Annotated in this window: 14 protein-coding genes; 7 read left to right on the forward strand and 7 right to left on the reverse strand. The window is 48.4% G+C overall.

The window, feature by feature from the left end:
• The first annotated feature begins 59 nt into the window (after positions 1 to 59).
• The gene (locus MRY86_RS02765) at positions 60 to 341 is read left to right on the forward strand and encodes a hypothetical protein (RefSeq protein WP_293569133.1); all 282 of its coding nucleotides are present in this window, start codon (positions 60 to 62) and stop codon (positions 339 to 341) included.
• Positions 342 to 349: 8 nt separating this feature from the next.
• Here MRY86_RS02765 and MRY86_RS02770 read toward each other — a convergent pair whose 3' ends face one another.
• The 6 genes from MRY86_RS02770 to proS all read right to left on the reverse strand — a co-directional run bounded on the left by MRY86_RS02770 (position 350) and on the right by proS (position 5,184).
• Positions 350 to 1,192 (reverse strand): SDR family NAD(P)-dependent oxidoreductase, encoded by an 843-nt coding sequence (locus MRY86_RS02770; protein ID WP_293569135.1) that lies wholly within the window; start codon positions 1,190 to 1,192, stop codon positions 350 to 352.
• Positions 1,189 to 1,788 carry an SRPBCC family protein gene (locus tag MRY86_RS02775; protein WP_293569136.1) on the reverse strand — a complete coding sequence of 200 codons (600 nt, stop codon included), beginning with the start codon at positions 1,786 to 1,788 and terminating at the stop codon, positions 1,189 to 1,191. The genes MRY86_RS02770 and MRY86_RS02775 overlap by 4 nt, the downstream gene beginning before the upstream one ends.
• Positions 1,789 to 1,793: 5 nt before the next feature.
• Positions 1,794 to 2,558: a hypothetical protein gene (locus MRY86_RS02780; RefSeq protein ID WP_293569138.1), complete on the reverse strand. Its 765-nt coding sequence runs from the start codon at positions 2,556 to 2,558 to the stop codon at positions 1,794 to 1,796.
• Between the two features lie 18 nt (positions 2,559 to 2,576).
• Positions 2,577 to 2,996, reverse strand: a complete 420-nt coding sequence (locus MRY86_RS02785) for a DUF2141 domain-containing protein (protein WP_293569140.1) — start codon at positions 2,994 to 2,996, stop codon at positions 2,577 to 2,579.
• A 73-nt stretch (positions 2,997 to 3,069) separates the two neighbouring features.
• Entirely contained in the window at positions 3,070 to 3,642 is a 573-nt protein-coding gene (locus MRY86_RS02790) for a Crp/Fnr family transcriptional regulator (RefSeq protein WP_293569142.1), read from the reverse strand.
• A gap of 48 nt (positions 3,643 to 3,690) precedes the next feature.
• Positions 3,691 to 5,184, reverse strand: a complete 1,494-nt coding sequence (proS, locus tag MRY86_RS02795) for a proline--tRNA ligase (RefSeq protein ID WP_293569144.1) — start codon at positions 5,182 to 5,184, stop codon at positions 3,691 to 3,693.
• Between the two features lie 227 nt (positions 5,185 to 5,411).
• On the opposite strand from proS, the gene MRY86_RS02800 reads away from it, so the two are divergent.
• From MRY86_RS02800 to MRY86_RS02815, 4 genes are all read left to right on the forward strand, one after another.
• Positions 5,412 to 6,893, forward strand: a complete 1,482-nt coding sequence (locus MRY86_RS02800) for a hypothetical protein (protein WP_293569146.1) — start codon at positions 5,412 to 5,414, stop codon at positions 6,891 to 6,893.
• Between the two features lie 132 nt (positions 6,894 to 7,025).
• Positions 7,026 to 8,552, forward strand: coding sequence for a hypothetical protein (locus tag MRY86_RS02805; protein WP_293569148.1), 1,527 nt, complete (start codon positions 7,026 to 7,028; stop codon positions 8,550 to 8,552).
• 83 nt (positions 8,553 to 8,635) lie between these two features.
• On the forward strand, positions 8,636 to 9,847 hold the full coding sequence (locus tag MRY86_RS02810; protein WP_293569150.1) for a metal-dependent hydrolase: 1,212 nt from the start codon (positions 8,636 to 8,638) through the stop codon (positions 9,845 to 9,847).
• Positions 9,848 to 10,108: 261 nt separating this feature from the next.
• Entirely contained in the window at positions 10,109 to 11,284 is a 1,176-nt protein-coding gene (locus MRY86_RS02815; RefSeq protein ID WP_293569152.1) for a cytochrome c peroxidase, read from the forward strand.
• Between the two features lie 189 nt (positions 11,285 to 11,473).
• On the opposite strand, the gene MRY86_RS02820 is transcribed toward MRY86_RS02815, so the two are convergent.
• Positions 11,474 to 12,904, reverse strand: a complete 1,431-nt coding sequence (locus tag MRY86_RS02820; RefSeq protein ID WP_293569154.1) for a protein adenylyltransferase SelO — start codon at positions 12,902 to 12,904, stop codon at positions 11,474 to 11,476.
• Positions 12,905 to 13,109: 205 nt separating this feature from the next.
• On the opposite strand from MRY86_RS02820, the gene MRY86_RS02825 reads away from it, so the two are divergent.
• Both MRY86_RS02825 and MRY86_RS02830 read left to right on the forward strand, forming a co-directional pair.
• Positions 13,110 to 13,538 (forward strand): DUF1801 domain-containing protein, encoded by a 429-nt coding sequence (locus MRY86_RS02825; protein ID WP_293569156.1) that lies wholly within the window; start codon positions 13,110 to 13,112, stop codon positions 13,536 to 13,538.
• Between the two features lie 189 nt (positions 13,539 to 13,727).
• A complete protein-coding gene (locus tag MRY86_RS02830) occupies positions 13,728 to 14,645 on the forward strand; it encodes an NAD(P)-dependent alcohol dehydrogenase (protein WP_293569158.1) in 918 nt (305 codons plus the stop codon).
• Positions 14,646 to 14,838: the final 193 nt, after the last annotated feature.

Here is a 14,838-nt window from a genome sequence, read left to right on the forward strand (position 1 = left end):
AGAACGTCCTAAAATTAGCGATGCGGATACCATTCTCCTTACTTTTCAGTAAGAAACTCATGATGCCATTGCTAAAATTAAAAAGAAATGTGGGGATGGCAAACGAAACCCGTTTTGGGTTAATCCATGAGAAATACGCAGAGATTTATTTTTTTGCAATCGGAGCGAAACCTGAAATGAAACATAGCCAAGTTAAAAGCCAAAATGGTGAGCGAATTTTGAAGCTAATCAATCTGCCTCGTTGGCGGTTGGCTTTGACCGGTAAGGCCGGAGACCGTAAATGCATAGGAAGAGTAGCCTCAAAAGCACCCCAGGCAACCTGGCGTTTCAGCCTTGGCTAGCCATTAGTCTAACTCTTTGACATTGTGCCCTGAACCAGGGATCGCTGATGCTTAGTAAACCCTCCCATAACTTTACCCATAATCTGAACCTTGGCCCATCTTGGTGTCATCCGGAGGTTGTAAACTAAAAGCTTGGTTAGAAAACCAGGCAAGACGGTAGATCTACTACCTATGGCTTCGATAATGGGGACCCCAATCTGTTCAGGGCTGAGAGACATATCCATTTTCATATCCGCACGTTCTGCAAAGCCACTGGCTACTGGACCAGGAGCGGCAGACAGTACATCTATCCCTTCGCTTTTAAGCTCGACAGCCAATGCCTCACTAAAGGATTGCACGTACGCTTTAGTAGCAGCGTAGTTCGCAGCATTGGGCACCCCCTGAAAAGCAACCATAGAGCTCATAAACACGATCGCACCTTTTTTGGGTTGGGCTTTCATCTTATTAGCAAAATGGTGAGCCATGATCAATACAGCTTTACAATTGAGGTCCAGCATATTAACCTCCTGCTCAATATTAGAGGCTCTGAATTTACCCGAGGTACCAAAACCTGCATTTAGTATAGCGATACCGATGTTTAGGTGACTGACTTCCGAAAAGAGTTTATTGACATCTTCGATGATGGAAAGGTCGCCTTGTACAGGTATACTTTCTGTATTGTATTCATCAGAAAGATGGGCACTAAGCGCTTCCAGTTCCATACCTCTCCTACCGGTAATAATGAGTTTGAAGCCAGCTTCACCAAATTTAAGGGCAAGCTCTCTTCCAATACCGGAAGTCGCTCCGGTGACCAACACCCATTCATGGTAGTTGGATTTTAGCCTTTTGATAGTTTTTTGTGCTATTTTCATTTTTCTACATTTTCAGATTTATACTTTATTTGAGTCAGCCATTCATTATGGAGGCGTTCCAATTTATTGGGGACGAACACTTTTTGGAGAAAAGTCATAAAGCCATGTTGAGCCTCGCTTGTAATCAGTTGACACCCATTTTCAGTAGGAATAATGAGCCAGGCGTGATATCCTCGAATGCTCTTTTTATTGGATTCCCAACCAAGTCTGTAAGGCGCTTCAAACTCTTTAATGGTAGAGGTGAAGTCTAGCCCCATTGTTTTCCATGTAAAAACAGTACTTTCGGCAAGTCGCCCATCGGTGTTATCTATTAGCTTTAGATTGCTGGCTCCTTCATAATAGTCTTCCCATTCGTCTGCCTGGATGAGCACAGACCAAACTATTTCAGCTGAAGCGTTGATGTCTATTTCATTGTGAACAAAAAATTTAGATTCTTCAGGTTGGTAGTCCTCGGGCCATTGAATCTCTTTCGAGTTGGGGTAGCTTCGATCAACAGATTTTTTGACCGAATAACAACCCGTAGCAGATAAAGTAATGAAACACAGCAAGCATATCTTGGTCGTTGCTTTTGTAATCGATTTGTTTCTGTTTTTCATAATTATTAAGACTTTAAGAATGGGTGGCCATAAAGAGCCTGTATCAATACATAAACTGCCATAAGCGTATATAAAATGACTAGTCCGAAGGTTAGTCTTATGTCTTTCAAGATGTAGCAGGAAGCAATTGGTAGCACTTGTAGTGCGTGCATTCCAACGAAATGCGCAACTCTTGGGTCGCCATATTCTCTGCTCCAATTCAAAAAAGGAATAACCTTACCGCTAGATGAAGCACCTATGGTATGTGAGAGGTTTGCTCCCATGACAAAACCTTCTAGCGAGAATATAAAGAACAGAATCAGGCCTGCTCTAATAGACCAGATGTAGTAATCTGGCAGCTCAGGCAGTGGTACCTGGAAGAAACGAATGGCCAAAACCAGTGTAATGAAAGAGACTACTGTTGCAGCAAAAGCCATCAAAACGTAAAGCCCTCCATAAATTGGAGTAGATAAGTTATAGTGTGATAATTGCCCTCTCCCTGCTTGAATGCCTATGTAAAGAATTTCAAAGCCAAGCATCAGAACAATTAGCCAACTCATGATTTGTATGCTCTTATCTTGTGGCAGATAACTCATAAACCAAGCAATAGTCCAGCTAAAGATGCCAATGGATAGTGCAAACTTTAAAGGTTTGTACCACGCATTCGTGCCCAACACTTCTATGGAAGTGGCCTGGCTGAGTAGGACAAAGAGGCTTGCAAAAATGAAGTTGACCAGTCCGAAAATGAACAACAATTCATTTTTAGCTTTTAGTGTGCTAATAAACTCCATTTAATCTGAGTTGAATGTTTACAATTGCAGTTTGACCTTCAACTGCATTGAAGGTGGCGTTTTCAAAGTCGGGCGTCCAAAACTTATTCTAGCACCATTGGCGAAGCCAATAGGCTCTACAGGAAATCCTACTGAATGGGTGTCGAGTTCCCGGTTACCATTCTCATCATAGAAGACAACTGCGCCGTAAGTGCCAACAGGCACGTTCTCTAGCATTACCTCCATATGGCTTTGCGTCACAGCAGTATATTTACCTCTGAATTGTAGTCCGGCCCCTGGAAAGTTGGTTTTGGTGAAAATCCCTGAAGAAATAAATCCGCCAGTGTTTTTATTAATTCCGAAAACTTTAAACAAGACATTTTCGGTCTGAGCATTCACAGGAAGACTTAGTAGCACAGTGGCTACTGCCCAATGCATAAATTCTATCAATTCTACCATGTTTTTTATTTTTTAATACATGGCAAAGTTGCAGCGTTTAGTGCCTTACAAACGATAACATTTGTTTATGCTTTCAGGAGAGCCTGTTTTTCTTTATTCTGCTCAGGTGTATAGGCGTGATGCCCAGGTAGGAAGCAATCATATGCTGCGGCACACGATTATGAATGTTTGGAAAAATTTGATTCATGAGGTCATATCGCTGTAAAGGCGAAAGCGTGTAGAGGTGCTCAATGCGCCGATCAAGGTAAGTAAAGTAATATTCCGCAATCAGCCGACCTAGTTTTTCGCCTTCCTTTAAGGATTGATACCCCCATTCAATACCCGCTTTAGGCAAAACAATTACTTCAGTATCCTCTATCGCCTCCAGCTCGTAACTCGATTTTTCTCTCGTAATGAATGCACGGTAATCGGCAATAAACTGGTTTTCTATTGCAAAGTGAACGGTATGCTCTGCCCCGCTCAAGTCATTTATCTTGACCCTAATGATGCCTTGTTCAATAAAATAGACTTCATCGATGATTTTTTCATCCTCGCTTAATACCGCCTTCCTCTTGAATTGCCTGCGATAACACCTCGACATAAAGGCTAACGCCTCTTGTTCAGAAAGCGAGATCATCTGAGTAATCGCTGTTTGTAATTTTTCCATTTTTTCAAACGGGAAGGGTGACCCAATAAGTGAGCCACCCGGTATTACTTAATACGCTTTGGCAAACAGCACCCGCTGCCCGGAAGGCTTGCCGGTAAGGACACACTGTCCTTCTTCTTTTTCATTATCGAGTGGGATACAGCGGATCGTAGCTTTGGTCAGCTCCTTGATCTTTAGCTCTGTTTCGGTAGTACCGTCCCAGTGGGCAGAGACAAAGCCACCCCCCCAGGATTCGATCTCAGCGTTGCCATTGTCGGAAACCGCTTCCTTGAAATCATCGAAGTTGTCCACCTTCGTGATGTTGTCGTCTCGGAACTGCTTCGCCCGTTCGAAGAGGTTGTTTTGAATTTCGACCAGCAGGTTCTCGATGTATGCCGCCGCCTCGTCAATCGGCACAAAGGTCTTCTCCTTGGTATCGCGGCGGGCAATTTCCACCTGCCCTTTTTCCAGGTCGCGCTTACCGATGCCAATGCGGACCGGAATGCCCTTCATCTCGTGCTCGGCAAACTTAAAGCCGGGCCGGTTCTTTTCGTCATCGTCAAACTTGACGCGAATGCCACGGCCGCGCAGCGCCTTCATCACCTTTTCCGCAGCCTCTCCAATTTCCGGGCCAGGCTTTGGAATCGGCACAATAACCACCTGAGTAGGTGCGAGTTTTGGCGGTATTACCAGCCCATCGTCATCGGAGTGGGTCATGATCAGGCCACCGAGCAGACGAGTGGAAACGCCCCATGAAGTTGCCCAAACGTACTCTTGCTGATTCTCCTTATTGAGAAATTTCACATCAAAAGCTTTGGCAAAGTTCTGCCCCAGGAAGTGAGAGGTACCTGCCTGCAGCGCCTTCCCATCCTGCATAAGCGCCTCGATAGTGAAGGTCTCATCCGCCCCGGCAAAGCGCTCATTAGCGGTCTTAATGCCCTTGACGACCGGCATGGCCATGTATTCTTCCGCGAATTCGGCGTAGACCCGCTGCATTTGCAAGGCCTCTTCCATCGCTTCTTCGCGGGTGGCGTGAGCGGTGTGCCCTTCCTGCCATAGGAACTCCGTGGTGCGAAGGAAGAGCCGGGTCCGCATTTCCCAGCGCACTACATTAGCCCACTGATTGATCAGCAGGGGCAGGTCGCGATAGGAGTTGATCCAGTCCTTGTAAGTATCCCAGATGATGGTCTCAGAAGTAGGCCTTACAATGAGTTCTTCTTCCAACTTCGCATCAGGATCGACCACCACGCCGTTGCCATCGGGGTCATTCATCAGGCGGTGGTGGGTAATTACTGCACACTCCTTCGCAAAGCCTTCAACGTGCTGTGCCTCACGGCTGAGGAAACTTTTGGGGATAAACAGCGGGAAATAGGCGTTCACGTGGCCGGTCTCCTTGAACATCCGGTCGAGCTCATCTCTCATATTTTCCCAAATCGCGAAGCCGGTGGGCTTAATCACCATGCAGCCTTTCACTTTAGAGTGGTCGGCCAGACCTGCCCGCTTCACAATATCGAGGTACCACTGAGAGTAGTTGTCTTTTCGCTGAGTAATTGCTTTAGCCATAAAATTATCTTATTATCCGCTGTTTTAACAGGATTTAACCGTTTGTATACCGTAGTTTTGTTCCGAAAAAGCCCGTTTTAACAGTTGTTAATTCGCGATAAGCCCTTATTTAACAAGGTGCAAACGCGGTTTTAAAGGGGCTTTAACTAAAAATTAGGCACAAAAGTAATAAATTACGTGTTGTAAGAAATAAGAGCGCAACGGTAATTACATTAAAAACAATTTTTATGAAAAGCTATAAGATATCGCCTTTGTTGATCGCCCTGTTCCTGGTCTGGGGTATGGGCGATATAGGCGCGCAGTACGACGATCTCTACTACAATCCGGATACGGATGGCGCTTACTATGATTATGGCAACAGCTTTAATGATGGTAATGCCTCCAACTCCAACCGGAATAACGACGAATACTACGACGATGAGTACTACGACTATGAATACTCCTCCCGGATTCGGCGCTTCCACCGTCCTTACCATGGGTTTGGATTCTTTGATCCGGTTTATGTAGACTACGCCTATTTTGATCCTTTCTTCAACCCAGCCACTACACTGCTGATCTATGATTCGCCCTGGCGTTGGAACAGGTGGAATCGCTGGAACAGATGGAACCGCTGGAATAACTGGGGTCCCGGCATCAATATCAACGTTGGTATTGGTTTCGGCAATACCTGGGGCTGGGGCAGCCCGTGGGGCTTTAATGCCTGGAATTCTCCCTGGGGCTTCAACCGCTGGAATTCTCCCTGGGGTTGGAATGACTGGGGCTGGAACAGCTGGAATAATCCCTACGCATGGGGCGGCGGTGTTTACTGCCCACCTACCTGGGGCAACGGCTTCGCCTACAATACCGTTAATAACGTGACCATCAATAATAATAACGATGGCAGAGGTACTTATTACGGTCCACGCACCAATGGCTCTGTGAACCGGCCAAGTCAGGCTCGTCGGGACATCGGATTGCAGCAGGATAACCGCACACCGACTACCGCAACACCAAAAGATGTAACGGTAAACCGGGCTGGAGCATCTCCACGCACTGCGGAAACCACACCCGACCGCCGGAGTGATCAGAATCCTAATGCAGCCAAAGTCAGCCGTACCTACGAGCGTCCGCGCACCTACGACCGGTCTCCTACGACTACTGTAACGCCCGAGCGTTCTAGAGCCGTAAGCAGCCGGAGCAACGCACCACGGACTTCTACAAGAAACCGTACCACAACGCCACGCGACTACAACGCACCGCGCAGCAGTGGTACTTACGACCGCAGTGGCAGTACGCCGCGCAGCTACGACCGTGGCTCAAGCAATAGCCGCAACTCGCGGACCTATTCTACACCACGCAGCAGCCAAAGCTACGATCGGGGCAATAGCAGCAGCCGGAGCAACCGTACTTACACGCCACGCTCCGACCGCAGCAACTCTTCTTCTAGAAGTTATACGCCCCGAAGCAACTCCAATTCACGCAGCAGCCGCAGTTACTCGCCAAGCAACAACCGGAGCTCACGCTCTTACACGCCGCGCAGTAACAGCAGCTCACGAAGCAGCCGAAGCTATTCTTCTCCAAGCCGGAGCAGTAGCCGGAGTTACTCCTCGCCAAGCCGAAGCAGCAGCAGTAGCAGCCGAAGCTACTCTTCTCCAAGCCGGAGTAGCAGTAGCAGCCGAAGCAGCGGCAGCAGCCGGTCTTCCAGCTCTAGCCGAAGCCGGGGCAACTAGACTGAATTATATTGACTTCGTTTGACGAGCGAGAGAAGGGGTGGAGCATACCAATGGACTGGTCCCACCCCTTTTCTTATGCACCGCACTTACGCCCCTCTCTATTTGTTGATCAATAAAAACTTATCCTAAATGAAGTATACGATCGCTTTTGCAGCCCTTCTCTTCTGCTTTAGCGGAACGATGTGGGCACAAAACTTTTCGGACGCGCTACGCCTTTCCAACTTTCAGGTGGGCGGTACGGCACGCTCCATAGGCGCCGGCAGTGCAATGGGCGCTATGGGCTCTGATTTCTCGGTCATGAGCACCAACCCTGCCGGCCTGGGCTGGTACCGGGGCTCAGAGTTTGTTATTTCCCCGGGGGTCTTCAATGCCAGCACCACTTCCAGGCTACTGAATGATGATGACGGCACGAGTATTGAAGAGAACCGTGCCAATTTCAATCTGAATACCTTCGGCGTGGTCTTCGCGAATGCCAATACCAACCGGGACTGGCGGGCAACCAACTTCGCCATTGGTGTAAACCGGCTGGCGAATTTCCACCAGGACTTTTACTTTGAGGGCTCCTCGCCCGGCTCCATTGTGAACCGGTTCCAGGAGCAAGCCAACAGCCAAGCAGGGTTTTCTGACTTTGAGTCAGGCCTTGCATTTGATGTCGGGGCACTGTATCAAATTGGCGGTGATGACTTCTACTCCTCTGATTTTGATAACACGCCCAATGCAGATGTTTTCAAGCGGCAGGATGTCTTCACCAGTGGGGCTATCAATGAGTTCGTGCTGTCCTTCGCCGGCAATTACAAAGAGCGCCTTCTGATTGGCGGTACAGTTGGTGTGCCAATTGTCCGCTATGAAGTGGATAAGGAATACCGGGAAGAAGACCGGGGCATGGGAGAAGAGGGTAACATCCCTTTTTTCAACGCGCTGACCTATAACGAAAACTTGTCTACCAGTGGCACTGGCATTAATCTTAAACTGGGCGCTATATACCGGGCCAATCAGATGCTACGCCTCGGTATGGCCGTGCACTCTCCCACCTTTATGCGCTTAGATGATGTGTATACAGCGAGTATGGGCTACAGCTACACGGATCAAGAAGGTGACTTTGACTTTTCATCCGAATCGCCAGACGGCAGCTTTGAATACCGCCTGCAGACGCCCTGGCGCTTCATAGGCAGTGCCGGTTTTATCATCAATAATGGCAGCCTTAAGCCCGCCGATGGTAACCGGGAACTGATGGTGAGGGTGCCACGGGGCGGATTTATTTCTGCTGAGATTGAGTACCTGAACTATGGCGAAAACCAGTTTCGCTACGACGGCTTTGGCGATGCTGAAAGGGAAGTCAATGCTGCAATTGCTGAAGAGCTGACAAGCGCCTGGAACCTCCGCCTGGGCGGTGAGTATGCCTATGACCAATTCAGGGTGCGCGCCGGTTACACCTTGCAGCAATCACCGTTACAGGGCGACGATACCACCAACAGCATCATCAGCGCAGGATTGGGGCTGCACAAAAAGACCTTCTTCCTCGATATGGCCTACCGCCGTCAAATGAATGAAGCGCTGTATACGCCCTACCTTACTTTTGATGCGCCTGAGCAGTTGGTGGAGCAACAGGCTAACCTTGGGCAAATCGTATTCACCCTTGGCTTTCGTTGGTTTTAACAACTAACGCCACATCAGGGTGTTTGTAAGGCATAACCAAAAAATACGACACAGGAGCTGCGGCGCAGTTCCTGTTTGCTGATATGGATTCACTCACACAAATCACGCTGGGCGCTGCCGTAGGCGAGGTGGTGCTTGGCAAAAAAGTCGGCAACCGGGCAATGCTCTGGGGCGCCATCGGGGGTACCATCCCTGATCTTGATGTCTTCGCCAATATGGTCACAGATGAGATCAGCGCGCTGGCTTTCCACCGGGCGATCACGCATTCCTTCGCCTTTGCTGCCCTGGCTCCCATTGTTTTGGGAGGGCTGGTGCACCATATCTATAAAAGGCAGCGGATCGGGCAGGCACTTGGGCTGTCTACCGCCCTTATTTTTCTCATGATTGCCCTGGGGTCTGTAACGATGCCTGCCCCACCGCTGGAAATTCTGAAAGTGGCCGGTGCCATCACGGCAGCGATCCTTTTCTTTCCCTTGGTCAGCTTGGGCGTACAGGCTGTCCGGGGCACCACAAACCACCCCTGGACGGCTACCTGGCGCGACTGGAGCTGGTTGTTCTTCTGGGCGATTTTCACCCATCCCCTGCTGGATGCCTGCACCACCTACGGTACGCAGCTTTTCCGGCCGTTCTGGGACTACCGGGTCGCCTTTAACAATATTTCAGTAGCAGATCCAGCTTATACCTTCCCTTTCCTGCTACTGTTGCTTGCTGCGTTTATTGTAGGCAGAAAACGGCAAGCGCTGCGTACCCGCCTCAATACCGCCGGCCTGGTCGTGAGCAGTCTGTACCTGGTCTTCACCTTTGCCAACAAATGGCACATCAACCGGACCTTCGAAGCTTCCCTCCAACGGGAAGACATCCCATTTGAGCGTTACATGACCTCCCCGACCATTCTCAACAACCTGCTTTGGCAGGGCATAGCGGAGGGCGACACCGCTTATTACCACAGCCTGTACTCTATCCTGGATGAGGAGGCGGTGTTTGGGAACTTCACGGTCATTCCCAAACGGCATGAGCTGCTACACCCCGCTGAGGGCTCCCGCGACCTTGAGGTACTGCAGTGGTTCTCGGACGGCTACTACTGCGTATTTGAGCGGGGCGATACGGCCCTGCAGTACAACGACCTCCGCTTCGGGTCCCTAAACCAGTCTTTCGAAGCGCCTTCCGACTTTGTCTTTCACTTTATTCTGGAGCAGGGTGAGGATGGCGAATGGCATGCCCGTCAGGGGCGCGAGCAGCCCAGAGATATGGATAAAGCATTCAGTAAGTTGTGGAACCGGATGATGGGGCAGTGATTCATTTGACCACTTCGACACGCAGGGAAAACGGGTACAAAGGTTGTGCCGCCGTACCAACCTTCCACTAGATGAATGCACGCTAAGCATTGAAGGGGAGCATTAGCCACGGGGATGTATTGACTACGGTTGCCAATGGATCACCGGGAGGTAGAGGTTCGAAAGCTGAAGGCTTAATCTCCCGGCTCTTGTACCCGACTGTTCCCCTACGTTAAACCCTTTAGCATAACTACAGTCCAAGGGCATATCAATCAGACAATTATGAACCATGCATTCTATTCCCTCCTGATATTTACTGTAGTATTGGGGTTGTCATCCTGCAACAAAGCAGATAATGAGCCGACTTCAAGCAGCACCTCATTAAATTTGCCAGAAGCGCATTTCGATTATGTGAATTCAAACCTGCCAGATCATTTTACCACAGACCTCCCCGGTCAGCCCTTGCCCACATCCGTTAACGGCCTGGATAATACTCCTGCCGATAACCCGATTACTAATGAGGGGGCAACGCTGGGCAGAGTGCTTTTTTATGACAAAAAGCTAAGCGCCAACGGGACGATCGCCTGCGCTTCCTGCCATAAGCAGGATAAGGGGTTTTCAGATGATGCAACCTTAAGTGTTGGTTTTGACGGAGGGTTGACCGGACGCCACTCCATGACCCTTATCAACTCCAGATTCTATCAACGCGGCCGTTTCTTTTGGGATGAAAGAGCGGGCTCGCTGGAAGAGCAGGTGCTTATGCCTTTTCAGGACCCTGTTGAAATGGGCATGACCCTGGAGCAAGTGGTAAGTACTGTCCAGGAACAGGATTATTATCCCGAACTATTTGAAAAGGCATTTGGCTCTACCGAAATCAACGGTGATAAAATCTCAAAAGCCTTATCCCAATTTATCAGAAGTATAGTAAGCTACTCCAGCAAATATGATGAAGGCCGGGCTATGTCTGCATCACCCGGTGCCAGTTTCCCAAATTTCACAGCGGAGGAAAACTTGGGTAAAAATCTATTCTTTCAAACGATTCCCAATGGTGGTGGAGCCTGTTTCGGATGCCACACCACAGAAGCTTTTGTTAGTGCGAACCCCGGACCGCAAAATAACGGGATTGATGCCCTGTCTACAACGGACTTAGGTGCCGGCGGTGTGTTTTCCAACCCGATTTTTGTCGGCCGGTTTAAAACGACAAGCCTGCGGAATATCGAATTGACACCGCCCTACATGCACGATGGCCGGTTTGAAACGTTAGAAGAAGTGGTAGAACATTACAGTAGCGGGATTCAGGCACATCCTACGCTATCCCCTGCCCTAACCGATGAGAATGGGAATCCGGTACGATTAAATTTCACAGCTCCGGAAAAAGCGGCTTTGGTGGCCTTTCTTAAGACGCTTACGGACCCTACTGTTGCCAATGAGGTAAAGTGGAGTGACCCTTTTGAATGATTAGACGACCAACTTAATGTAGGAATGGATCATCGTTATTGACCCTAATTTAAATTGATGGAAAATGCAGGCGAGGTATTATTACCTGATGCTTTTGTTGTTTCTCTTTAGTGGATGCCATGCCCTAAATCGAATGCCGGCTCAGAAAGACTCCATCCGTAAGGCTAAATTGGTTTCGTACTGAGCTTATTAGGTTCCGCAAAAGGTCTGATAGCTGGCATCAAAGCCAGCAGGGACCGTTTGCAGGGACAATCCGTCATCATAAGGTGATGACAGTTCCTGCAGGAACGAAAGGAAAGGCTGCATATCTCCCGCAACAGCGGACTGTAGCACTTCTTCCACCAAGTGGTTCCGTGGAATAACAACTGGGTTGGTTTGCGCCATCAGTGCATTGCTTTTAGTCAAAGATGTACCTCTTAACCGCGCTTTTTCCCATCTTGAATACCAATTTTCGAAAGCCTCTTCCTCCCTCAGCTTATTGATCAAATCCCCCCCTCGCCTCAGTTCAGTAAAGAAGTTGGTGTAGTCCACCCGCCATTTCGCCAGCAGTTTCAAACCAGAATTGACTAAATCCCGATCTTCCTCCACCTGATTCACAATGCCCAGCTTATTACCCATCATTTCAAAGTAAGCCCCGGTAAAGGCTTCCGGGAACCGATCCAGTACCTCTTCTGCCTTAGCACTGGCTGTTGCTTCTTCCTCATCAATCAAAGGAAGTATTGCATTGGCAAAAACACCTAGGTTCCAGTAGGCAATATTGGGCTGGTTAGCGAAGGCGTACCGGCCATCTGTATCGATAGAGCTGAATACTGTCCTGGGATGATAAACATTCATAAAGGCGCAGGGGCCGTAATCAATGGTTTCACCGGAAATAGCCACGTTGTCGGTATTCATAACTCCATGGATAAAGCCAACGCGTAGCCAGTTAACGATCAATTCCCTTTGCTTTTGCATCACGATTTCCAGCAAGCCCAGGGCAGGATTTAAGTGGTCCTTTAGTGCCGGGTAATGCCGTTCGATGGTATACTCCAGCAAAGCCTGCAGATCCCCTGCTTCTCCCAGGAAGCGCGCATACTCAAAAGTGCCCACCCGGATATGGCTTGCTGCGACCCGGGTCAGGACGCCACCCTGATGAATCCGCTCCCGGTAGACCGGGCCCGCTGTTTTGACCACTGCCAGGCTTCTGCTTGTTGGAATGTGGAGCGCATGCAAGGCTTCACTAATCAGGTACTCCCTCAGCATAGAGTAAAAAGTCGCCCTGCCGTCTCCCCTTCTGGAGTAAGGGGTTTGCCCGGAGCCTTTGAGCTGCAGGTCGTACAAGCCTCGCTGGGTTTCCACCTCGCCTAACAGCACAGCGCGGCCATCACCAAGGCGGGTGAAATGGCCAAACTGATGCCCGGCGTAAGCCTGAGCAATAGGCTGGCTATTTGGTATAGTTTCGTTGCCTGAAAGATAAGCCAAGGCCTTTGCGTCCTCCTTTAGCAATTCAGCTATACCTAATTCCCTGGCCAAAGCCTCATTAAACAAAGCCATTTGGGGATCACTAATTGGTACCGGTGCTTGTTCAGCATACAAATTTGGGGGAAGCTGCGTTGCATAGGTGTGCTTTAACCAAGCCATAGTATTTTATTTGTGTATCTAACTGAACGTAAAATGCTTTTGTTCTTGCCGGGTGGTTGTGACGACAGGTGAAAATTCCAGGCTTTTGCAGCCTATGTGATCAATAAAGGGTTCACTGGACTTGAAAAATATTGGGTTTAAGTATCTTAGGCACTACTTAGTTGACCCCGTGCAAGTACACCTAATTATATTCAGGTTCGCCCTAATGAAAGAACTAAAGATTAAAACAGATACAAAGGTTGAATTCGTTTTCAATGAATACCCCGCCCCAGTTCGGGATAAAATGCTATTCCTCCGGCACTTAGTTATTGAAACCGCTAAAGCCACCGATGGCATTGAAGAACTCGAAGAAACCCTGAAGTGGGGCGAGCCCAGTTACCTGACCAAAATCGGAAGTACGTTAAGGATGGACTGGAAACCCAAAACGCCCGATCAATATGCCATGTATTTTAAATGCACCAGCAGATTGGTGGAAACTTTCAGGGTACGGTTTGAGCATACCTTTGAGTTTGAGGGGAACCGGGCAATAGTCTTCCACTTGGATGATGAAATTCCTACCGAATCACTCAAACATTGCATTAAAGCGACACTAATTTATCATAAGGTAAAGCATTTGCCGACATTAGGGATATAAATTGCAGACCACACAAGATTTGTCCTGTTTTATCCTGTGTTAGGCAGAGAAAATGGATTTGGAGATCAAAATTGCAGAGCTTGGTAGTTGTACCGTCTAGAACTGGTATACGAGACCATACAACTGAGCCTCTTACTGGTACTAAGTTTACACCGTCTGAAGTTGAAAATGGATCAACAAAAAAGAACTATGAAAGCGGTAATCTGCCCGAAATACGGACCACCGGAAGTCTTGGAAATCAAAGACATCCCAAGGCCAGTTCCAAAAAAATATGAGGTTCTGGTAAAGGTAATTGCCTCGACCGTAAACACTGGAGATGTTAGGATCAGAGGGCTTAGAGTAAAGGGGATCATGAAAATAATTATGCGTGTGGTGCTGGGGTTCTCCAAGCCCAGAAAGCCCGTTTTAGGAACGGTTTTTTCAGGCATAGTCGAAGAGGTTGGAGCTTCAGTCACTCAGTTTAAAATCGGGCAGGAGGTGTACGGAACCACCGGGTTTCAGCAAGGGTGCCATGCAGCATATGTGTGCCTCCCTGAAAATAAAGCAATCGCCACTAAACCTGAAAAGGCATCCTTTGAAGAAGCGGCAGCGCTCCCTTTTGGTGGGCAGACCGCTATCTATTTCTTACGAAAAGGCAGAATTGATGCCATCAACAACCCTGAGGTGCTGATCTATGGTGCTACAGGATCAGTAGGTACTGCTGCTGTTCAAATTGCCAAATATTATGGTGCAACCGTAACGGCAGTTTGCAGCTCAAGAGGAAAAGGGCTTGTAGAGCAACTAGGAGCAGACCATATCGTTCAGTACGATCAGGAGGACTTCACAAAACTACCGGATAAGTTCGACATTATTTTGGATGCCGTTGGAAAAACCAGCAAAAAGATATGCAAGCCACTGTTAAAGCCTGGTGGGAAGTTTTTTACGGTAGAAGGGACTGATGTTGCCGATGAGCGGAAAGCGTATCTGGAGTTTTTGTCTCAGCTCTTCGACAACGAAAATTACGATCCTGTCATAGATAAAGTTTACTCCATAGGACAGATTCAGGAAGCACATCGGTATGTGGATTCAGGCAGGAAGAAAGGTAATGCAGTGCTTCAAATAGCATAGCTTTACTTACGCAAATGTTTGTCCTCAACGCCAGAAAAAAGTATATTGCCGGTCCTACATTCATTATGACCAACCATGACAACGAGTATAAGCCAGTTTAGGATTACCTACCCGTTGGTTTAGACAACTGCCCCTTTTCTGAAACTTGCTTGATTGCTGCCCCAGGGAAACCTCTTTGGGAGTGTTACAGAGT

It is taken from the genome of Phaeodactylibacter sp., from assembly GCF_022763345.1.
Lineage (GTDB): Bacteria > Bacteroidota > Bacteroidia > Chitinophagales > Saprospiraceae > Phaeodactylibacter.